Source organism: Amycolatopsis sp. NPDC043889, from assembly GCF_056435645.1.
Window position 1 is genome coordinate 1 of the sequence record NZ_JBWKEC010000051.1, and the last position, 19,210, is coordinate 19,210.

The 19,210-nt window shown below is 68.8% G+C and carries 21 protein-coding genes; 9 read left to right on the top strand and 12 right to left on the bottom strand.

The window, feature by feature from the left end:
• Positions 1–218: 218 nt before the first annotated feature.
• Complete coding sequence (locus tag AC0685_RS41730) at positions 219–665, bottom strand: winged helix-turn-helix transcriptional regulator (protein ID WP_478230563.1); 447 nt, start codon at positions 663–665, stop codon at positions 219–221.
• Positions 666–733: 68 nt separating this feature from the next.
• Between AC0685_RS41730 and AC0685_RS41735 the strand changes: the two genes are divergently transcribed.
• Positions 734–1,876: an MFS transporter gene (locus AC0685_RS41735; protein ID WP_478230590.1), complete on the top strand. Its 1,143-nt coding sequence runs from the start codon at positions 734–736 to the stop codon at positions 1,874–1,876.
• Here AC0685_RS41735 and AC0685_RS41740 read toward each other — a convergent pair.
• The 4 genes from AC0685_RS41740 to AC0685_RS41755 form a co-directional block, all read right to left on the bottom strand.
• On the bottom strand, positions 1,860–3,011 hold the full coding sequence (locus tag AC0685_RS41740; protein WP_478230564.1) for an acetyl-CoA C-acetyltransferase: 1,152 nt from the start codon (positions 3,009–3,011) through the stop codon (positions 1,860–1,862). The two genes, AC0685_RS41735 and AC0685_RS41740, sit on opposite strands and share 17 nt — an antisense overlap.
• Positions 3,004–3,606 (bottom strand): TetR/AcrR family transcriptional regulator, encoded by a 603-nt coding sequence (locus AC0685_RS41745; RefSeq protein ID WP_478230565.1) that lies wholly within the window; start codon positions 3,604–3,606, stop codon positions 3,004–3,006. The genes AC0685_RS41740 and AC0685_RS41745 overlap by 8 nt, the downstream gene beginning before the upstream one ends.
• 183 nt (positions 3,607–3,789) lie before the next feature.
• Positions 3,790–4,557 carry an SDR family oxidoreductase gene (locus AC0685_RS41750; protein WP_478230566.1) on the bottom strand — a complete coding sequence of 256 codons (768 nt, stop codon included), beginning with the start codon at positions 4,555–4,557 and terminating at the stop codon, positions 3,790–3,792.
• Entirely contained in the window at positions 4,554–5,672 is a 1,119-nt protein-coding gene (locus AC0685_RS41755) for an acyl-CoA dehydrogenase family protein (protein ID WP_478230567.1), read from the bottom strand. Before AC0685_RS41755 ends, AC0685_RS41750 begins: the two co-directional genes overlap by 4 nt.
• A 72-nt stretch (positions 5,673–5,744) precedes the next feature.
• Between AC0685_RS41755 and AC0685_RS41760 the strand changes: the two genes are divergently transcribed.
• From AC0685_RS41760 to AC0685_RS41785, 6 genes are read left to right on the top strand one after another with little or no spacing between them, the layout of a single operon-like run.
• Complete coding sequence (locus AC0685_RS41760) at positions 5,745–7,235, top strand: FadD3 family acyl-CoA ligase (RefSeq protein WP_478230568.1); 1,491 nt, start codon at positions 5,745–5,747, stop codon at positions 7,233–7,235.
• A complete protein-coding gene (locus AC0685_RS41765) occupies positions 7,232–8,071 on the top strand; it encodes an enoyl-CoA hydratase (protein WP_478230569.1) in 840 nt (279 codons plus the stop codon). The genes AC0685_RS41760 and AC0685_RS41765 overlap by 4 nt, the downstream gene beginning before the upstream one ends.
• Positions 8,071–9,204, top strand: coding sequence for an acyl-CoA dehydrogenase family protein (locus AC0685_RS41770; RefSeq protein WP_478230570.1), 1,134 nt, complete (start codon positions 8,071–8,073; stop codon positions 9,202–9,204). Before AC0685_RS41765 ends, AC0685_RS41770 begins: the two co-directional genes overlap by 1 nt.
• Positions 9,201–10,130: an acyl-CoA dehydrogenase family protein gene (locus AC0685_RS41775; RefSeq protein ID WP_478230571.1), complete on the top strand. Its 930-nt coding sequence runs from the start codon at positions 9,201–9,203 to the stop codon at positions 10,128–10,130. Before AC0685_RS41770 ends, AC0685_RS41775 begins: the two co-directional genes overlap by 4 nt.
• Positions 10,127–11,098 carry an acyl-CoA dehydrogenase family protein gene (locus AC0685_RS41780; RefSeq protein WP_478230572.1) on the top strand — a complete coding sequence of 324 codons (972 nt, stop codon included), beginning with the start codon at positions 10,127–10,129 and terminating at the stop codon, positions 11,096–11,098. Before AC0685_RS41775 ends, AC0685_RS41780 begins: the two co-directional genes overlap by 4 nt.
• A 4-nt stretch (positions 11,099–11,102) precedes the next feature.
• The gene (locus tag AC0685_RS41785) at positions 11,103–11,510 is read left to right on the top strand and encodes an HIT family protein (protein ID WP_478230573.1); all 408 of its coding nucleotides are present in this window, start codon (positions 11,103–11,105) and stop codon (positions 11,508–11,510) included.
• On the opposite strand, the gene AC0685_RS41790 is transcribed toward AC0685_RS41785, so the two are convergent.
• Positions 11,501–12,400 carry an RNA polymerase subunit sigma-70 gene (locus AC0685_RS41790; RefSeq protein ID WP_478230574.1) on the bottom strand — a complete coding sequence of 300 codons (900 nt, stop codon included), beginning with the start codon at positions 12,398–12,400 and terminating at the stop codon, positions 11,501–11,503. The genes AC0685_RS41785 and AC0685_RS41790 overlap by 10 nt on opposite strands.
• A gap of 88 nt (positions 12,401–12,488) precedes the next feature.
• Here AC0685_RS41790 and AC0685_RS41795 point away from each other — a divergent pair, with 88 nt between their 5' ends.
• Positions 12,489–12,857: a nuclear transport factor 2 family protein gene (locus AC0685_RS41795; RefSeq protein ID WP_340685137.1), complete on the top strand. Its 369-nt coding sequence runs from the start codon at positions 12,489–12,491 to the stop codon at positions 12,855–12,857.
• A 175-nt stretch (positions 12,858–13,032) separates the two neighbouring features.
• On the opposite strand, the gene AC0685_RS41800 is transcribed toward AC0685_RS41795, so the two are convergent.
• Both AC0685_RS41800 and AC0685_RS41805 read right to left on the bottom strand, forming a co-directional pair.
• A complete protein-coding gene (locus tag AC0685_RS41800; protein WP_478230591.1) occupies positions 13,033–14,076 on the bottom strand; it encodes an HNH endonuclease signature motif containing protein in 1,044 nt (347 codons plus the stop codon).
• Between the two features lie 257 nt (positions 14,077–14,333).
• The gene (locus AC0685_RS41805) at positions 14,334–14,630 is read right to left on the bottom strand and encodes a DUF6881 domain-containing protein (protein WP_478230592.1); all 297 of its coding nucleotides are present in this window, start codon (positions 14,628–14,630) and stop codon (positions 14,334–14,336) included.
• Between the two features lie 87 nt (positions 14,631–14,717).
• Here AC0685_RS41805 and AC0685_RS41810 point away from each other — a divergent pair, with 87 nt between their 5' ends.
• Positions 14,718–15,749, top strand: a complete 1,032-nt coding sequence (locus AC0685_RS41810) for a fatty acid desaturase family protein (protein WP_478230575.1) — start codon at positions 14,718–14,720, stop codon at positions 15,747–15,749.
• On the opposite strand, the gene hsaB is transcribed toward AC0685_RS41810, so the two are convergent.
• From hsaB to hsaA, 4 genes are read right to left on the bottom strand one after another with little or no spacing between them, the layout of a single operon-like run.
• Positions 15,715–16,269, bottom strand: coding sequence for a 3-hydroxy-9,10-secoandrosta-1,3,5(10)-triene-9,17-dione monooxygenase reductase subunit (gene hsaB, locus AC0685_RS41815; protein WP_478230576.1), 555 nt, complete (start codon positions 16,267–16,269; stop codon positions 15,715–15,717). The two genes, AC0685_RS41810 and hsaB, sit on opposite strands and share 35 nt — an antisense overlap.
• A complete protein-coding gene (gene hsaC / locus AC0685_RS41820; protein WP_478230577.1) occupies positions 16,266–17,183 on the bottom strand; it encodes an iron-dependent extradiol dioxygenase HsaC in 918 nt (305 codons plus the stop codon). The genes hsaB and hsaC overlap by 4 nt, the downstream gene beginning before the upstream one ends.
• Positions 17,183–18,031: a 4,5:9,10-diseco-3-hydroxy-5,9,17-trioxoandrosta-1(10),2-diene-4-oate hydrolase gene (gene hsaD, locus AC0685_RS41825; RefSeq protein WP_478230578.1), complete on the bottom strand. Its 849-nt coding sequence runs from the start codon at positions 18,029–18,031 to the stop codon at positions 17,183–17,185. Before hsaD ends, hsaC begins: the two co-directional genes overlap by 1 nt.
• Positions 18,031–19,206, bottom strand: a complete 1,176-nt coding sequence (gene hsaA / locus AC0685_RS41830) for a 3-hydroxy-9,10-secoandrosta-1,3,5(10)-triene-9,17-dione monooxygenase oxygenase subunit (RefSeq protein ID WP_478230579.1) — start codon at positions 19,204–19,206, stop codon at positions 18,031–18,033. Before hsaA ends, hsaD begins: the two co-directional genes overlap by 1 nt.
• Between the last annotated feature and the right edge of the window lie 4 nt (positions 19,207–19,210).

A 19,210-nucleotide genomic window follows, 5' to 3' on the forward strand; every position in this document is an offset into this window, starting at 1 on the left:
GGGGGTGGTTTGGTGGGGGGGGGGGGGTGTGGGGGGGGGGGGGGGGGTGTGGGGGGTGGGGGGGGGGGGGGGGGGGTTGGGGGGGGGTGGGGGGGGGGGGGGGGGGGGGGGGGGGGGCCACCCCCCCCCCCCCCCCCCACGACCCTCCTGCCAAACTGACCAGCGGTAATCGACTTGCCGGGGCCCTGGCATCGCATGCGGGGGAAGCGTCCTTCAGCTCACGGCGCCTTCACCACCACGGTGTCCTCCGGCCCGACGACACGCCCATCCGCAGCCCGGATCTCCAGCTCCCGCAACGGAAGCCCGCCGTCGCGGTCCACCAGTTCCGAACGCGGCTCCCCCTTGCCGAAGAAGTGCGCCTCCCCCCATTGCCGCAGAGCGACGATCACCGGGAACAGGTCCCGCCCCTTCGATGTCAGGACGTACTCGCTGTACGTGCTCCCGTCCGAAGCCGGGACCAGGTCGAGCACGCCGTGTCCCACGAGCGCCCGCAGCCGCGCGGACAGGATGTTCTTCGCGACGCCGAGGCTGCGCTGGAACTCCCCGAAGCGACGGACGCCGTCGAAGGCGTCGCGCACGATCAGGAGTGACCACCAGTCGCCGATCGTGTCGACCGAGCGCGCCACCGGGCACGGGGCTTCGTCGAACGTCGTCCGCTTCACCATGGTTGCATCTTACAACCGTAGTGCTCTACCGTCCCAGTGGTAGCAACTTGAAACCATCTGGAGGGTTCGTGCACCGCGGTGTCGTCCTGTTGTTCGCCGTGGCCGCCGGGACGGCCGTCGCCACGATCTACTTCGCGCAGCCATTGCTCGTCACGATGGGCGCCGACCTCGGCATCGCCGCGTCGACCGTCGGCGGCATCGTCACGCTCACCCAGCTCGGTTACGGACTCGGCCTGTTCCTGCTGGTCCCGCTCGGCGACCTGCTCGACCGGCGGCGGCTCGTCACCGGCCAGCTGGCCCTGCTCGCGATCGCCGAACTCGTCGCCGCGACCGCCGCGAACGGTGTGGTGCTGTTCGCCGGCATGGCGGCGATCGGTGTGCTCGCGGTCGTCACGCAACTCCTGGTCGCGTTCGCCGCGTCGCTGGCGGAGCCTGCCGAACGCGGGCGTGTGGTCGGCCTCGTGACGACCGGCGTCGTCCTCGGGATCCTGCTCGCGCGCACGGTGTCCGGCACGCTGGCCGACCTCGCCGGCTGGCGCGCGGTGTACGTCGTGTCCGCGGCCGTGACCGTGCTGATCGCGATCGTGTTGTATCGCGTCCTTCCCGCCACACCTGGGGGGAAGGCCATGAACTACGGGCGGCTGCTGCGTTCGACGTGGTCACTTTTCGTCGAGGAGCCCGTCTTCCGGACGCGCGGCACGCTCGCACTGCTGATCTTCGCCGCCTTCGGCACCTTGTGGAGTTCGGTCGCCCTGCCGCTCAGTGAAGACGGCTTGTCGCATACCGCTATCGGCGCGTTCGGGCTGGCCGGGGCCGCGGGCGCGCTGGCGGCGGCTCCCGCGGGGCGGCTCGCCGATCGCGGCCGCGCGCGCTTGACGACCGGCCTGGCGCTGGGCCTGCTCGTCCTTTCCTGGATACCGCTGGGTTTCACCCGCTCCTCGTTGTGGGCGCTGGCGGCGGGCGCGATCCTGCTCGACCTCGCCGTCCAGGCCGTGCACGTCACGAGCCAGACCCTGATCTACCCGCTCCGGCCGGACGCCGGGAGCAGGCTGATCGGCGGGTACATGATCTTCTACTCGGTCGGCAGCGGCCTGGGCGCCATCGGCTCGACCGCCGTCTACGCCGTCGCGGGCTGGACCGGCGTCTGCCTGCTGGGCGCGGTGTTCAGCGCATCGGCGCTCGGCGTGTGGAGTGTCAAAGCCGCTCGATGATCGTGACGTTCGCCGTTCCGCCACCCTCACACATCGTCTGCAATCCGAAGCGCCCACCTCGCCGCTCGAGTTCGTGCAGCAGCGTCGCGAACAGCTTCGTGCCGGTCGCCCCGATGGGGTGGCCGAGCGCGATCCCGCCGCCGTTCACGTTGACGCGGTCCGGATCGGCGCCCGTCTCCTCGATCCACGCCAGGACGACACTCGCGAACGCTTCGTTGACCTCGAACAGGTCGATGTCGTCGATGCTCAGGCCGGTCTTCCGCAGCGCGTGCGCGGTCGCCGGGATGGGCCCGGTCAGCATCCACACCGGATCGGCCGCCCGCACGGAAAGGTGATGGATCCTGGCGCGCGGGGTGAGACCGTGTTCCTCGACGAACTTCTCCGACGCGATGAGCGTCGCGCTGGCACCGTCCGAGATCTGGCTGGCCACGGCCGCGGTGATCCGAGAACCCTCGCTCAGCGGTTTCAGCCCCGCCATCCGCGCCAAGCTGGTGTCGCGCCTGGGCCCCTCGTCCAGGGCGGCACCGGCGAACGGTGCGGTCTCGGCGGCGAACCGGCCTTCGTCGATGGCCGCGATCGCCCGCTGATGACTGCGGAAGGCGAACTCCTCCATCGCCTCACGGGTCAGGTCCCAGTGTTCGGCGATCATGTCGGCACTGCGGAACTGCGAGACCTCGACGCTGCCGTACCGCTCCTGCCAGCCCTTCGAGCCGGAGAACGGGTCTTCGAAGCCGTACTCGCGTCCGGCCAGCATCGCCGCGCTGATCGGGATGGCGCTCATGTTCTGCACGCCGCCGGCGAGGACGAGATCCATCGTCCCGGACAGCACCGCCTGCGCGGCGAAGTGCACGGCCTGCTGGCTCGAACCGCACTGCCGGTCGATCGTCACACCCGGCACGTGGTGCCCGAAACCCGCCGCGAGCCACGCCGTGCGCGCGATGTTCCCGGACTGCGGCCCGAGCGTGTCGCAACAGCCGAGAATGACGTCGTCGACCAGGTCGGCCTCGACGCCCGCGCGTTCGACGACGGCCTGGATGACGTGGGCGCCGAGGTCGGCGGAGTGGACACCGCTCAGCGCTCCCCCGCGTTTGCCGACGGGGGTCCGGACCGCGTCCAGGACATAAGCTTCAGCCACGCCGCCTCCTCTTGGTCGCGATTCCGTCCAGCAGGATCCCGAGGTATTGCTGCGCGACGTCGTCCGCGCTCAGCGTGCCGCCGGGGTTGTACCAGCGCACCGCCACCCAGACGGTGTCGCGGATGAACCGGTAGGTCAGTTCGACGTCGAGGTCCTCGCGGAACACGCCCGCCGCGATGCCGTCGGTGAGGATCCCGTTCCACAGCTTGCGGAATTCGGTGTTGCGGTCGTTGAGGTAGCCGAACCGCGGCAACTGCATCAGATGCTTCGCCTCGGACTGGTAGATCGCCACCTCGGCGGGCCGCCGGTGAATGGATTCGAACGACGCCACGACGACGGCTTCGAGTGTTTCCCTCGGCCCCTTCTCTTCCGCGACGATCTCGGCGTAGGCGCCGAAGAGTTCGTCGAGGAATCCGGTCAGGATCTCGTCGGCCATCGACTCCTTCGAGTCGAAATGGTGGTACAGGCTGCCGGACAGGATGCCCGCCGCGTCCGCGATGTCCCGCACGGTGGTGGAGACGTAACCGCGCTCGGCGAACAGCTTCGCCGCCAGGGCGAGCAGTTCGGCGCGGCGGGACCCTGGACTGGCTTTCATCGGTACCTCATCGTGTGGTGGTGAACCCGCGACCGCGATCGACGTCGGCAGGGCGCTAGATGGTAAGTCATGTCACGTCGAGCCGAGAAGGCGCCCTGCCACCGAGATCGCGAGGCCTTCGGCCGGGCAGGTTCACACATAGGATCACTTTCCCGAGTTTCACCTCTGCTCCGCCAACAGGTCTCACGCATGCTGGGAACTCACGGACACGACCTCGCCGGTGAGGTACGACGAGTACTCACTGGCGAGGAACACCATCACATTCGCCACTTCCCAGGGTTCCGCCGCCCTCCCCGAGACCTCGCGCGCGGTGAGTTCGGTGAGCAGTTCCTCGCTGGTCACCTTGGCCAGGAACGGATGCATCGCCAGGCTCGGCGCGACGGCGTTGACCCGGATGCCGTGTTCGGCGACGTCGACGGCCGAACACCGGGTGAGTGCCATGACCCCCGCCTTCGCGGCCGCGTAGTGGGCCTGCCCGGCCTGCGCGCGCCACCCGATCACCGACGCGTTGTTGACGATCGCCCCGCCGCCGCCTTGGGCGATGAACCGGTTCACCGCGGCCCTCGTCGCGCGGAACGTGCCGTTGAGAGTCACGTCGATGACCCGTGCCCATTCCTCGTCGGTCATGTCCACAATGGACCTTGTGCCGCCGAGCCCGGCGTTGTTGACGAGCACGTCGATCCGGCCGTAGTGCGCGGCGGCTCCGTCGATGAGCGCTTGCACTTGATCCTCTTGTGTGACGTCACAGGGGATCGCGTGGACGTCGCCCAGCTCGGCCGCCTTTTCGCCGAGGCGCCGCTCGTGCCAGTCACTGATCACGACGCGGGCGCCTTCCTCCAGCGCGCGTTTCGCCACCGCGGAACCGATCCCGGTGCCGGCCGCCGCCGTCACCACGACCACCTTGTCCCGCAGGAGGTTCGCCCCCTCGGGGTACTTCGGCACCGGGATCACGGTCGCACCTCCCTTGGCAGGCCGAGCACTCGCTCGGCGATGACATTGCGCTGGATTTCGTTGGAGCCGCCGTAGATCGTGTCGGCGCGAGTGAAGAGGAAGAGCCGTTGCCAGGCGTCGAGACCGTCTTCCGCGAGCACACCCCGCGCGCCGCGGACGAGCATAGCCAGCTCCCCCAGATCGCGATGCCAGTTCGCCCAGACCAGTTTGGACACTTCGGCCACACCGGGCGACGAGTCGCCGAGGGTGCGGATCGCCTGCGCCCGCATGACCTCCAAGCCGACCCAGGCGCGGTCGATCCGTTCGGCGATCACCGGGTCGTCCGGCGCGATCCTGGTGAGTTCCTCGAGTTCCCGGCGGAAGCCGACCTGTTGCCCGAGCGTCGCGACGCCGCGCTCGAACGCGAGCGTGCCCATGGCCACCCGCCAGCCGTCGCCGGGTTCGCCGACGACGAGATCCTTCGCCGTGCGGGCACCGTCGAAGAAGACTTCGTTGAACTCCGAGGTCCCGGTGAGCTGCCGGATCGGCCGGACCTCGACTCCGGGCTGCCGCATCGGGACGAGCAAATAGGACAGTCCTTTGTGGCGTTTCGAACCGGGTTCGGTGCGGGCCAGCACGAAACACCAGTCGGCCACGTGCGCGAGCGACGTCCACACCTTCTGGCCGTTCAGCACCCACTCGTCGCCTTCAAGGGTCGCCGTGGTCGACACGGCGGCGAGGTCGGATCCGGCGCCGGGTTCGGAATAGCCCTGGCACCACAGTTCTTCGACGGCCACGATCGGCGGCAGGAACCGCTTCCGCTGCTCCGGCGTGCCGAACGCGATCAGGGTCGGGCCGAGGAGTTCCTGCGCCAGGTGACTGACTCGCGCCGGCGCACCCGCTCGCGCGTACTCCTCGTGGAAGACGACCTGCTGTTCGAGGGTCGCGCCCTGACCGCCGTGTTCGACCGGCCAGCCGACGCAGGTCCAGCCCGCCGCGGCGAGCCGCCGCTCCCATTCCACGCGTTCGTCGAAGGCCTCGTGCTCCCGGCCGGGACCGCCCGAACCGCGCAGTTCCGTCGGCAGGTTGTCCGCCAGCCAGGTGCGCACACGGTCACGGAAACCGTTTTGGACCACGCCTGCCTCCTCTAGCCAAACCAGAGCCTGCTGCGTAGGCTACCCTACCAAGCACTTGCTAGGGAGACTTCGATGACTGAAGGAACCATCCCGGCGGCGCTCGACAGGGCCGCGAAACGCTTCACCGCGCGAGAAGCGCTGGTCGACGGCGAAGTCCGGCTCACCTATGCCGAGCTCGCCCGGCGGGTGCGCCAGGCGGCGCGGTTCTTCGAGGGCCACGAACGGGTCGCCATCTGCTCCCCCAACACGTGGCACTGGGTCGTCGCGGGGCTCGGCGCGCTGTACGCCGGAGCGACGCTGATCCCGGTCAACACCCGCTTCACCGCGCGCGAGACCATCGACGTCCTCGAGCGCGCGAAGGTGTCCGCGCTGGCGATCACCGGCACGTTCCTCGGCACGGACCGGCTGGCGGACCTCGGTTCCGCTCGCCCGGGCACCGTGGTGCGCATCCCCGTCGAAGGTGCCGAAGAACCCGTCGACGGCGTCACGGAATGGGACACCCTCGCCGGTCTCGACAGCGATTTCGTCAGTCCCGCGAAACCGGACGGCGTCAGCGACATCCTGTTCACCTCCGGGACCACCGGGCGCAGCAAGGGCGCGATGAGCAGCCACCGGCAGGCACTGAGCGTCGCCGAAGCCTGGGGCGATTGCGGTGGCCTGACCGAGGAAGACCGCTACCTCGTCATCAACCCGTTCTTCCATAGCTTCGGGTACAAGGCGGGGATCCTCGCGGCCGTCCTGCGTGGCGCGGCCCTGCTGCCGCAGCGCACCTTCGACGTCCGGGAAACCCTGCGCCTCATCGAAAGCGAGCGGATCACCGTGCTCCCCGGCGCGCCGACGATCTACCAAGTGCTGCTGGACGCGCCGGAACGCGCGAACCACGATCTCTCCAGTCTCCGGCTCGCCGTCACCGGCGCCGCCACCGTGCCGGTCACGCTCGTCGAGCGGATGCGGACGGATCTGGACTTCGACACCGTGCTCACCGCGTACGGCCTCACCGAAGCCGTGGTGGCCACGATGTCCCGCCCCGAGGACGACGCCGAACTGGTCGCGAACTTCTCGGGCCGTGCGACGGCGGGCTTCGAGGTGAAACTCGGCGAACACGACGAAGTCCTGCTCCGCGGCCCCAACGTCATGCTCGGCTATCTCGACGATCCGGACGCCACCGCGAAGGCCGTCGACGCCGACGGCTGGTTGCACACCGGCGATGTCGGGGTGCTGAACGAACGCGGGTATCTGAAGATCGTCGACCGGATCAAGGACATGTACGTCTGCGGCGGGTTCAACGTCTACCCGGCGGAGGTCGAGCAGGTGCTGACCCGCTTGGCCGGTGTCGCCGAAGCCGCCGTCGTCGGCGTGCCGGACGATCGGCTCGGCGAGGTCGGCAAGGCCGTCATCCGGCTCGTCCCCGGAGCCGTACTGTCCACTGAGGACGTTCTGACGCATTGCGAAGGCCGGTTGGCCAATTACAAGACTCCTCGATTTGTCGACTTCGCGGCGGAGCTTCCGCGAAACCTGTCGGGGAAGGTACTGAAACGCGTGTTGCGGGAGGAGAACGGATGACCGTCGAGTACGAGCGGCGCGGGCCGGTGGCCGTCGTCACGATGAACCGGCCGGAGTACCGGAACGCGCAGAACTCGGCGATGACCTACGCGCTCGACGCCGCGTTCACCCGCGCCGTCGACGATCCCGAGGTCAAGGTGATCGTGCTGGCCGGCGCCGGGAAGCACTTCTCCGCCGGGCACGACATCGGGACGCCGGAGCGCGACGTGGACGTCTCGTTCGAGCGCAAGGCGGTCCTGTGGTGGGACCATGTCGGCGCCGAGGGCGGCGATCAGCGGTTCGCCCGCGAGTCCGAGGTCTACCTCGGCATGTGCCGAAGGTGGCGCGAGATCCCGAAGCCGACCATCGCGAGCGTGCAAGGCGCGTGCATCGCGGGAGCACTGATGCTGGCATGGGTCTGCGACATGATCGTTGCCTCCGACGACGCGTTCTTCGCCGATCCCGTGGTGCGCATGGGGATTCCCGGTGTCGAGTACTTCGCGCACCCCTGGGTCCTCGGTCCGCGCGCGGCCAAGGAAGTGTTGTTCACCGGTGAGCGCTTCACGGCGCGGCAGGCCAAGGAATGGGGCATGCTGAACCGCGTCGTCCCGCGCGCCGACCTCGAAACCGAGACGATGGCGCTGGCGGAGAAGGTCGCGGTGATGCCGCGGATGGGGCTCGCGCTCGCCAAGAAGGCCGTGAACCAGGCCGAAGACCTGATGGGTCTCCGGTCCGGAATGGACTCCGTGTTCGGGCTGCACCACTTCGCGCACGCGCACAACGCCGAGGTTTCCGGCGGTGACTCGCTGGGCGGGCAGGACGCGCGCTCGATGCGTGACGCGAACAGGACCTCCTGATGGACCTCGATCTCGACGAGCGCACGCTCGCCTTCCGTGACGAAGCCCGCGCCTGGCTCGCCGCGAACGTTCCCGCCGAGCCGCTGAAGTCGTTCGACACCGCCGAAGGATTCGCGCAGCACCGCGAGTGGGAAGCGCAGCTGGCCGACGCCCGGTGGTCCGTCGTCTCGTGGCCGCGCGCGTTCGGCGGGCGGGACGCGAGCCTGCTGGAGTGGGTGCTGTTCGAGGAGGAGTACTACGCCGCGGGAGCACCGTCGCGGGTCAACCAGAACGGCATCTTCATGCTGGCGCCGACGCTGTTCTCCCATGGCACGGAAGAGCAGCAGCGCCGCATCCTGCCGAAGATGGCGCGTTCCGAGGAGGTCTGGGCGCAGGCGTGGTCGGAACCCGAGGCGGGCAGCGACATCGCCGCCCTGCGGAGCACCGCGACCCGCTGCGACGGCGGCTGGCGGGTCAGCGGGCAGAAGACGTGGAGCTCGCGGGCGACGTTCGCCGACCGCGCGTTCGGTCTGTTCCGCAGCGCCCCGGACTCGGTGCGGCACAAGGGACTCACCTATCTGATGGTGGACCTGCGAGCCGAGGGCGTCACCGTCCGGCCGATCCCGCAGCTGGACGGCGAACCGGGGTTCGCCGAGATCTTCTTCGACGACGTCTTCGTCCCCGACCAGGACGTGATCGGCGCGCCGGGCGAGGGCTGGCGGGTCGCGATGACGACGGCGAACAACGAACGCGGCCTGTCCTTGCGCAGCCCCGGCCGGTTCCTCGCCGCTGCCGACCGGCTGGTCTCGCTCTGGCACGACGCCGGACGTCCGGCGCACACCGCGGACCGGGTCGCCGACGCGTGGATCGGCGCGCGAGCCTATCAGCTGTACACCTTGGGCACGGTCACCCGGCTGTCGGACGGTGCCGAGCTCGGCCCGGAGTCGAGTGTCAACAAGCTGTTCTGGTCGCACCTCGACGTCGCCCTGCACGAAACCGCGCTCGACATCCTCGGCCCGGACGCCGAACTGCGGGGCGGCTGGAGCGACGGCTGGCTGTTCTCCCTGGCGGGGCCGATCTACGGCGGGACCGACCAGATCCAGCGGTCCATCGTCGCCGAACGGCTGCTCGGCCTGCCGAAGGGGGCTCGATGAGGTTCGCACTCTCCGGCGAGCAGGAGCAGTTCTCCCGCAGCCTGCACGATCTTCTGTCCGGTGTGGACACGGATTCGGCGAACCGGTCCTGGGCGGCTGGTGATCACGGCCCCGGTCTCAAGATCTGGCGGCGGCTGGCGGAACTCGGCGTGACCGCGCTGGCGGTCCCCGAGAAGTACGACGGTTTCGGCGCCACGCCGGTGGATCTGGCCGTCGGCTTCGAACGGCTCGGCTATCACTGCGTTCCCGGGCCGTGGACCGACACCGTGGCCGTCCTGCCGTCCTTGCTGGACGACGAACTGCTGACGTCGGTCGCGTCCGGCGAGACGCTGGCGTCGGTGGCTTACCCTCCGCATGTGCCGTATGCCTTGGATTCCGACGTCGCGGACGCGCGGCTCGCCGTCGAGAACGGCAGGCTGCGCGCGTTCACTCCCGGCTCCCTTTTGTCCTCTGTGGACAGTTCACGACGGTTGTTCCCGCCGGTGACGGGCGACGATCTCGGCACTGCGCTCGACGCTGCCCGCGCGTTCGAACTGGGTGTGCTCGCCACCGCGGCGCAACTCCTCGGCGCGGGACGGTGGCTGCTCGACACGTCCGTCGCGTATGCCGCACAACGCAAGCAGTACGGCCGTGAGATCGGCGGCTACCAGGCGGTCAAGCACCTGCTCGCGGATGTCGCGACCGGGCTCGCGCTGGCCGAACCGCTGCTGTTCGGCGCGGCCGTAACGCTGGACCGGCGCGACGTCTCCGCGGCCAAGGTGGCGTGCGGCGACGCCGCGCACCTCGCCGCCCGGACCGGGCTGCAGGTGCACGGTGCGATCGGCTACACCGCGGAACACTCGCTCGGCCTGCGGCTGACCAGGGTCCGCGCGCTGGTCGGTGCCTGGGGCACGCCGCGGTTCCACCGGGAGCGGGTGCTGTCATGACGTTCACCGCCGAGCAAAACGCGCTGCGCGACAGCGTGCGGAAACTGCTGGACCGGGAAGCGGATCCCTGGCCCGAGCTGTGCGAGCAGATCGGGGTGGCGGCGTTGGCCGTTCCCGAGCGGTTCGGCGGGCTCGGCGCCGGGACGGCGGAACTGCAGGTGGTCGCCGAAGAACTGGGCAGGGTCCTCGCCGACGTCCCGTTCCTCGGCTCGGCCGTGCTCGCCGTGCACGCCGTCCTGGCCACGGGCGACGACGAGGCTTGCGAACGTCTGCTCCCCCGCCTCGCCGAAGGTGTCGTCGGCGCGGTGGCCTGGACCGATGCCGAAGGTCGCTGGGATGCTCCTGCCTGCCGCGTCGCCGACTCCGCGGTGGAGGGTGAGGCGCACTACGTCCTCCACGGAGACGAGGCCGAGATCCTCCTGGTCGTGGCTGACGGCTCGCTGTACGAAGTCACCGATGCGCGGCGAGAGCGGACTGCGGCGATGGACGAAACCCGGCGGTTGGCCAGGGTTCGTTTCGACAGTGTCCCCGCCCGGCTGATCGGCCCCGTCGACCTCGGCGCGCTGCGGGACGTCGCCTGCGCCGTCCTGGCCGCCGAACAGGCCGGTGCCGCGGCACGGGCCCTCGAACTGACGGTGGAGTACAGCAAGCAGCGGCACCAGTTCGGCAGGCCGATCGGCGGATTCCAGGCGTTGAAGCATCGGATGGCGGATCTCCACGTCCTGGTGGAGACCGCGCGCTCGGCGGCCTACGCGGCTCCGCAGTCGAGCAGGCTGGCCGCGGCGGCGAAGGTGCATTGCTCGGAGTCGCTGGCGACGGTGGCGGGTGAAATGATCCAGCTGCACGGCGGGATCGCGATCACCTGGGAGCATCCGGCGCATCGGTATTTCAAGCGGGCACATGGCGCGGCGCACCTGTTCGGCTCGCCTGCGGACCACCTCGCGCGGGTGCGGCCGCCGTTATCGTGAGCCGGTGGAGTGCGCGATCTGTGCCAAGCACCGTGGCGAAGGCCCGCTGGTGGGGCCGGTGGTCTGGGCCGGGGACGCGGTCGTCGTGTCGCACCGGCCCGGCGGCTTCCCCGGGTATCTGTTCGTCGAAACCCGGCGGCACGTGGCGGCGCTGGACGAGCTGACCTCGGACGAGGTCTCGGCGGTTTCGCGAGCGGCCTGGTGCGCGGCCAGGGGCCTGCGCGCGGAACTGGCTCCGGAGCACGTGTTCTCCGCCATCGCCGGGCGGAGTGTCGCACATTTCCACCAGCACGTTTTCGTACGGCATCAGGGAACGCCCGAGGAGATCGGGTGGATGGACGGCCCTTCGTGGACGGGCGCGCCGGTCATCGACATCGCCAGGCTCTGCCGCCGCCTGGCGGGCTACTTCTGATCCAGGAACCGGGTGATGGCGCGGACGCGATCACCGTCGAGGGTGAGGACCATCAGTCCGGCCGGTGTCTCACCGTGACGACAGACGAAGGCGGGCTGGTTGTTGGCCCGTGCCGGGGTCATGGTGAAACCCTCCACGGGAATGGCCATGGTGACGCGGAGGAAGCCCGCGATCGCTTCGAGACCGTGGTACTCGTGCGGTGCCGGCGGCATGGCGAGCCAGGCGTCGTCGGTGAGCAGGCTCAGGATGCCGTCGAGGTCGCCCGCGGTGAACGCATCGGCGAATCGCCTGGTCAGCGCGCGTTCGTCGGGTGACGGCCGGTGCCCGGCGCTCTCGCGATGCTTGTCGAGGGAGGCACGGGCGCGCTGAAGGATGCCTTTGACCGCCGTCTCGGTGGTGCCGAGCATGCTCGCGACCTCACCGGCGGGGAAGCACAGGACGTCACGCAAGACGAGCGTGGCTGCTTGTCTCGGCGGGAGGAGCTGGAGTCCGGTGATGAAGGCGAGCTCTATCGCCTCCTTGGTGCTGTAGCGCGCTTCGGGGCCGGGCTCACTGTCGGCGAGTTCGTCCGGATACGGCTGTAACCAGGTCACCTCGCCGCGGCGGCTCGGCTCCGGCGGGTCGAACGGCGGCACCGGCTCGGGCGGGCGACGGCGGCCCGCGTCCCTCAGAGCGTTGAGGCAGCGGTTGGTGGCGATGCGGTACAGCCACGTGCGAAGCGATGAGCGCCCCTCGAAGCCGTCGATGCCCTTCCAAGCGGCGAGGAGCGTCTCTTGGACGGCGTCCTCGGCGTCGGTGAGGGAGCCGAGGATCCGGTAACAGTGCAGGTGGAGCTCGTGCCGATAGGTGTCGGTGAGCTCGCGAAAGTCCTGGTCTCCCATCGCCCTCATGAGCCGATCGTGTCACTTTCGCGGTGCACCGTTCCGTTCGGGGCGGGGGTGGTGTCTGACGGGGTGAAGACCGACGAAAGGAACCATCATGACCAGTCCCGCCTTGGATGTCGCGCTCTCCTACCACCGCGCGTGGACGGGCAAGGACTTCGAGAAGGCGATGACCTACGTCGCCGACGACATCGCCTGCCACACGCCCGGCGGACCCCTTTCCGGCGCGGAGGCGTTTCGCGGGTTCATGGGCCCGTTCACCGAGATCCTGACCGGCTCGACCCTGCTTTCGGCGTTCGGGGACGAGACGACCGCGTTGCTGATGTACGACACGGCGACCCTGCCAGTGGCGAGCGCGCCCGGGGCCGAGCTGCTGACGGTGCGGGAGGGGAAGATCGTGGAGCTGCGGATCGTGTTCGACCGGGCTCCGTTCGATGCGGCGCGGGAGGCTGCCGCGGGGTCGTAGGGCCACATCGTCGCCGCGGTGGCGCGTGAACGACTCCTTCCCCCGGCTCAGCGAAGGGAAGGGGGCCTTCACGGGCACGGTTTCCGGGCGCGCCGGTTTCTGGCGCGCCGGTCCGAGGGCGCGTTGGTGCCCTACCCGTCGCGCGTCCGGGTAGCCGCGAGCAGGCCCGCGCCGATCAAAAGGGTGGGGTGTCGTCCTCCGGTTGGGGGCGTGGGTCGTGGAGTGGTTCGGGTGTTGCGGTGTAGGTGTGGCCGGTGGGGGTGGTGATGGTCATGCCGCCGTTGCCGGTGGGTTCCGCGGCCCAGCCGGGTTCTTCTTTGAGGAGGTTGTGGATCTTGCAGGCGGCGTGGCAGTTGTGGTGATCGGTGGTGCCGTGGCGGGCCCAGGTGGTGATGTGGTCGATCTCGGAGAACTCCGCCGGGCGGTGGCAGCCAGGGTGGGTACATTCCCGATCCCGGGCTCTGATCAGGCGGGCGAGTGAGGCCGGGGACCGGTAGGTGCCCGAACTGGCTTCGAGAAGTTGCCCGGTAGTGGGGTCGGTGATCAACCGCGACCACGTCGAGCCAGGGTCGGCGGCGATCTCTCGCACGAGCCAGCCAGGAATGGGTCCGTAGCCGGCGAGGGTCGCGGGATCTTCCCGGGCACCGGTCAGGGTCAGCAAGTCGACATAGACATAGACATGGACATGCGCCCGCGGTGTCCCGTGGCCGTCCTCGGCCAGCAACCGTTCGGCGAAAATATCCGCCCGGTGCTGGTCGAGGGTGCGGGACATGTCGGCCTTGCGGCGGTTCTTGGCCGCGTGGCTCAGGGACGCGTAGATCGAACTGGCGACCTCGGCGGGGAGCCAGCCCGACAGCTTCGACATGGTCTCGTCCTCGTGTTCCAGCGACACATGCCGTAACGCGCGTTTGGCCGCGGCGCGTTCCCGGTAGCCGCCGGGATCGAACTTCTGCACCGCGTGATCCACCGATTTCCGGATCGCCCCGGGATCACGGCCGGCGAGACGCTTCGCCATCCAGGCGTCCACCCGCGCGGCGACCTCATCGGACACCTCGCGGGTCAGCTGGGACACTTTCGACGCCTTGTACAGATCGATATCACCGTTCTCCAGCGCCGCCAACGTGTTCGGCAACCGGGCCACCAGGGCGGACGAGGTTTCGACCAGCAGATACGCCTGATTACGGGAGACCGAGAACGCCAACGCGACCTCCTCGGTCACCGATCTTCGCGACCCACCCACCCCGGCGAACCCCGCTATCGAACGCACCTGCCGCCCCTGCGCCCGACGAAGCACAACCTCCTCGGCATAAGCGGCATCCAGAAAACGAGCAGCCTTCGGATTAAAAGCAAGAGATGTGGTCATGGCCAAGATCATACTCGAACACAAGTTCGACGGCCACGAATAGAGGAGCGGCCGGGCAAAAACATCCGAAAATGTCTATCACCGCTGAGCGAAGGCCCTCCGAATCCGGGCGCTCACTGCCCGCCGAGCGCTTGTCGCCACGCCTGCTCAAACTCGTCGCCGGTGATCCTGGACGCCACGAATTCCTCCTGCGAGTTGATCTCGGCAAAAGGCGGGACGGGGACCACACCCGAGCCGGTGCCGCCCACCTCGTCCTTTTCGTCGGCCCAACCGAGCCTGCCGTCCCGGAACCGCTCCACCTTCCGGCGCTCATGGCCACCGGGACCGACCTCGCTGAGGATCTCCACGGGTTCCTCGGCGAATTCGTGCCGCCACACGACCCGCAGATACCACGTCCGCGCCCTGAACATCACGGCCCCAAGGTAGGGCCAACCCCCGCACCAACCCACCGGCGCACCGCATTCACTCCACCCCCACCCCCGACGAGACTCACAACGGTGACCGCAAACCTCCGCACAGGCAGCGATTTCGCCCGTCTGTCCCGCCGCGTCAGCGAAGCGGGCCTCCTCGACCGCCGTCCCGGCTACTACGCCTTCCGCATCGGCCTGGTCGCCACCCTCTTGGTCTCCGGCTGGATCGCCTTCTTCGCGATCGGGGATTCCTGGTGGCAGCTGGGGATCGCCGTCTTCCAGGCGGTGATGTTCGGCCAGATCGCGTTGCTGTCGCACGATCTCGCGCACCGGCAGGTGTTCCGCACCCGTCGTCCGAGCGAGATCGCCGGCCGGATCGCGGGGAACCTCGGCGTCGGCATGAGTTACGGCTGGTGGATGGACAAGCACACCCGTCACCACGCGAACCCGAACCACGAGGACCTCGACCCCGACGTCGATCCGGACATCCTCGTGTGGTCGAAGGACCAGGCGCGGGCCAGCAAGGGCCTCCCCCGGTTCATCGGCCGTTACCAGGCGTTCCTGTTCTTCCCGTTGCTCACCCTCGAAGGCCTGAACCTGCACTTCTCCGGTATCCGCTCGGTCGCGAAGCCGGGTCTCCGGCGGCGCGGGCTCGAAGCGGCCTTGCTGCTGGCACATTTCGCGCTTTACTTCAGCGCGCTGCTCGTGGTCCTCTCCCCCGGCAAGGCGCTCGTCTTCTTCATCGTCCACAAAGCACTGTGGGGCGTCTACATGGGATCGATCTTCGCACCCAACCACAAGGGGATGCCGATCCTGTCCGGCGACACCGAACTCGACTTCCTCCGCAAGCAGGTGCTCACGTCGCGCAACGTCCGCGGCGGCAGGATCGTCGACGTCGCGCTCGGCGGGCTCAACTACCAGATCGAGCACCACTTGTTCCCGAGCATGCCATCGCCGCATCTTCGCCGCGCCCGGCCCATCGTTCAAGGATACTGCGCGGAGATCGGCGTCCCGTACCACGAGACCGGGCTCATCGAGTCGTACTCGCTCGCGTTGCGCAGTCTGCACGAAGCCGGTGAGCCGATCAGAGCCAATCGTCAGGACGCGGCCAGGGCATGAGCGCGGCGAGCGCGTCCGTCACCGGCTCGGTCACCGTGTACCGCCCGCGATGGAACAGCAGCGGCCGGGCGTCGGACGGTTCCCCGAGCGCGGTGACCCTGCCGACGACGACGTAATGGTCACCCGCCTCGTGCACCGCTTCGAGCGTGCAGTCGATCCACGTCAGAGCCCCTGCCAGCAAAGGGGATCCGGACGGGGCGGGGGTCCAGTCGACCGACGCGAACTTGTCCGCGCCCCGCGCGCCGAACACCGCGCTGACCTCTTGCTGGTCCTCGGCGAGCACGTTGACGGCGAACCGGCCGGACTCGGCGAGCACCGTCCAGGTCCGGGAAGTCTTGGCAGGGCAGAAAAGCACCAGCGGCGGATCGAGGGAAAGCGCCGCGAACGACTGGCACGCGAAGCCCACCGGCGCCGTGCCGTCGTGTCCGGTCACCACCGCGACGCCGGTGCAGAAGTGCCCGAGCACCGTGCGGAACCGCGCCGGATCGATCTCCGCGCCGAGGTCCGTCACCGGGGTCACGACTGCCCTGATACTCGACGTGCGCCGACTGAAAAGTCGTGTCCCCACAAGGAAACCGCCGTACTCTCTCGGGCGATCCAGCTCTCGTCGTCCACTTGACGCCCCTCGCAGCCGTATTCGACGTCGAAGCCGCCGGGGGTCTTCATGTAGAACGAGAGCATCAGATCGTTGACGTGCCGCCCCAGGGTGGCCGACATCGGCACCTTCCGGCGGATGGCCCGGTCGAGGCAGAGGCCGACGTCGTCAGTGTTCTCCACTTCGACCATGAGGTGCACGATGCCGCTGGGTGTCGGCATCGGGAGGAACGCGAGACTGTGGTGACGCGGGTTGCAGCCGAAGAACCGCAGCCACGCCGGAGCGCCGTCGGCGGGCCTGCCGACCATCTGCGGCGGCAGTTTCATCGAGTCCCGCAGCCGGAACCCGAGTACGTCACGGTAGAACCGCAGAGAAGCGTCATCGTCGTGTGTGGACAGTACGACGTGTCCGAGTCCTTGCTCACCGGTCACGAACTTGTGCCCATAAGGACTGACGACGCGCCGGTGCTGCAGCGCGACGCCGTGGAACACCTCGAGCGTGTTACCCGACGGGTCCTCAAAGGACACTAAGCCGTCGACCCGGCGATCGGCCAGCTGATCCGGCGTGCCTTCCTTGTACGGCACCGAGTGCGCGTCGAGCGAAGCCCGGATCTCGTCGAGTTCGCCGGCGTTGGCGACCTCCCAGCCGGCCACGGCGAGCCGGTCGTGCTCACCGGGGAAGATCACGAGCCGCGCCGGGAAATCGTCCATGCGCAGGTAGAGCGCTTCCGGATTGGTGCCGGAGCCCTCGACCATGCCGAGGACCTTCAGCCCGTATTCACGCCACGCGGCCATGTCGGTGGCTTCGATGCGGAGGTAGGCGAGCGAACGGATACTCATCAGGAGGCTCCCAGGAAGTCGAGTGCCAGCCGGTTGAACACGTCGAACTTCTCCAGCTGCGCCCAGTGGCCGCAGCCGCCGAACACGTGCAGCTGGGCACGCGGGATCGTCTTGAGCGCGAGCAGGGCGCCGTCGAGCGGGTTGACGCGGTCTTCCCTGCCCCAGATGAGCAGCACACGCTGACGCAGTCGATGCGCCTCACGCCACAGCATGCCCTCTTCGTAGGTGTCGGGCTGGGCGAACGACTTGCCCATCGCCTTCATCGCCGCCAGGGACTCCGGCGCGCTCGCCGCGGCGAATCGCTCGTCGATCAGCTCGTCGGTGATCAGCGACTGGTCGTGCACCATGATCCGCAGGAAGGCTTCGAGTTTCTCGCGGCTCGGGCCCGGCGGGGCGCTGAACCGGCCGAGGTTCTTGATGCCCTCGGTGGGATCGGGCGCGAACAGGTTCACGCTCAGGCCGCCCGGTCCCATCAGGACGAGACGGCCGGCGCGTTTCGGATGGTTGAGCGCGAGCCGTACGGAAGTCCCGCCGCCGAGCGAGTTCCCGACGAAATGCGCCCGCTCGATGCCGAGTTCGTCCATGAGCGCGACCACGGCGTCCGCGCTGTGGCGGAAGTACTGCGGATGCTCGGTCGGCTTGTCCGACCGGCCGAACCCGGGCTGGTCGATCGCCAGCGTCCGGTAGTTCTTGCCGAACACCGGCAGGTTACGGCCGAAGTTGCTCCACGCCGACGCGCCGGGGCCGCCGCCGTGCAGCAGGATCGCCGTCTCCTGGTGCTCCGCGCCCGCCTCGTGGTAGTGCAGCTTGAGTCCACCTTGGACGGTGACGTACTTGCCTTCGGTCATCAGACCATCGCATTCTCGACGGGCAGCCCGAAGGCGCCGGTTCCGAACATGACGTAGGCGCGCTCGGCGTCGTTCGCCGCGTGCACCCGGCCGGCGTGGGCATCGCGCCAGAACCGCTGGATCGGGGTTCCGGCCCGCAAGGCGCGGCCACCGGAGTTCTCGAAAAGCCTGTCGATCGCGAAGATCGCGCGCTCGGTACCGCGGACCTGATCGCGGCGGACCCGCAACCGCGTGGGGAACGGCAGCTTCTCCCCCTTGCACGCCAGCTGGTACAGCTCGTCGATGTTGTGCGTCAGCTGGAGCCAGGCCGCGTCGATCTCGCTCGCCGCCTCGGCGATCCGCACCTTGGCGAACGGGTCCTCTTTGGACTGTTCTCCCGCGTACGCCGCGCGGACCCGCTTGCCCTGGTACTCGACGTGCGCATCGTACGCGCCTTGCGCCATCCCGATGATCGGCGCGGTGATCGTGCTCGGATGCACCGAACCATAAGGAAGTTTGTACAGGGGCCCGGGATTGATCTCCTGCCCGGGCGTCTTGCACTTCGACGTCGCGATGAAGCTCAGCGCGCGATGCTTCGGCACGAAGACATCGTTCACGACGATGTCGTTGGACCCGGTGCCGCGCAGGCCCACGGTATCCCAGACGTCTTCGATCGTGTAGTCGGAGATCGGCACCAGGTAGGTGCAGAAGTCGACCGGTTTGCCGTCCTTGAACACCGGGCCGCCCAGCAGCACCCAGGTCGCGTGGTCGCAGCCGGAGGAGAAGCTCCAGCGCCCGCTGAGCCGGTACCCGCCGTCGACGACGTCCGCCTTGCCCATCGGCGCGTACGACGAAGAGATCCGGACGTCGCTGTCGTCACCCCAGACGTCCTGCTGCGCCTGCGCCTCGAACAGGCCGAGGTGCCACGGGTGGACGCCGAGGATGGAGGCGACCCAGCCGGTGGAGCCGCACGCGCTCGCGACGAGTTTGACGGCGGTGTAGAAGCTCACCGGGTCGGCCTCGAGGCCACCGAACGTCTTCGGCTGCAGCAGTTTGAAGAACCCGGTCTCCTGCAGGGCTTTGACGGACTCCTCGGGAACGCGCCTGGCGTCCTCCGCCTCCTGCGCCCGCTCCCGCAGGACCGGCAGCAGCTCCCGGATCCCCGCGATCACGTCCTGCGCGGCGTGCTCGCTCATATGC

Bases quoted from the DNA above. Each gene is read 5' to 3' on its own strand.
- AC0685_RS41775 (WP_478230571.1), top strand. From the start codon at position 9,201: ATGAGGTTCGCACTCTCCGGCGAGCAGGAGCAGTTCTCCCGCAGCCTG.
- hsaA (WP_478230579.1), bottom strand. From the start codon at position 19,206: ATGAGCGAGCACGCCGCGCAGGACGTGATCGCGGGGATCCGGGAGCTG.
- AC0685_RS41760 (WP_478230568.1), top strand. From the start codon at position 5,745: ATGACTGAAGGAACCATCCCGGCGGCGCTCGACAGGGCCGCGAAACGC.
- AC0685_RS41745 (WP_478230565.1), bottom strand. From the start codon at position 3,606: ATGAAAGCCAGTCCAGGGTCCCGCCGCGCCGAACTGCTCGCCCTGGCG.
- AC0685_RS41730 (WP_478230563.1), bottom strand. From the start codon at position 665: ATGGTGAAGCGGACGACGTTCGACGAAGCCCCGTGCCCGGTGGCGCGC.
- AC0685_RS41790 (WP_478230574.1), bottom strand. From the start codon at position 12,400: ATGAGGGCGATGGGAGACCAGGACTTTCGCGAGCTCACCGACACCTAT.
- AC0685_RS41805 (WP_478230592.1), bottom strand. From the start codon at position 14,630: ATGTTCAGGGCGCGGACGTGGTATCTGCGGGTCGTGTGGCGGCACGAA.
- AC0685_RS41770 (WP_478230570.1), top strand. From the start codon at position 8,071: ATGGACCTCGATCTCGACGAGCGCACGCTCGCCTTCCGTGACGAAGCC.
- hsaC (WP_478230577.1), bottom strand. From the start codon at position 17,183: ATGAGTATCCGTTCGCTCGCCTACCTCCGCATCGAAGCCACCGACATG.
- AC0685_RS41795 (WP_340685137.1), top strand. From the start codon at position 12,489: ATGACCAGTCCCGCCTTGGATGTCGCGCTCTCCTACCACCGCGCGTGG.
- AC0685_RS41780 (WP_478230572.1), top strand. From the start codon at position 10,127: ATGACGTTCACCGCCGAGCAAAACGCGCTGCGCGACAGCGTGCGGAAA.
- hsaD (WP_478230578.1), bottom strand. From the start codon at position 18,031: ATGACCGAAGGCAAGTACGTCACCGTCCAAGGTGGACTCAAGCTGCAC.
- AC0685_RS41765 (WP_478230569.1), top strand. From the start codon at position 7,232: ATGACCGTCGAGTACGAGCGGCGCGGGCCGGTGGCCGTCGTCACGATG.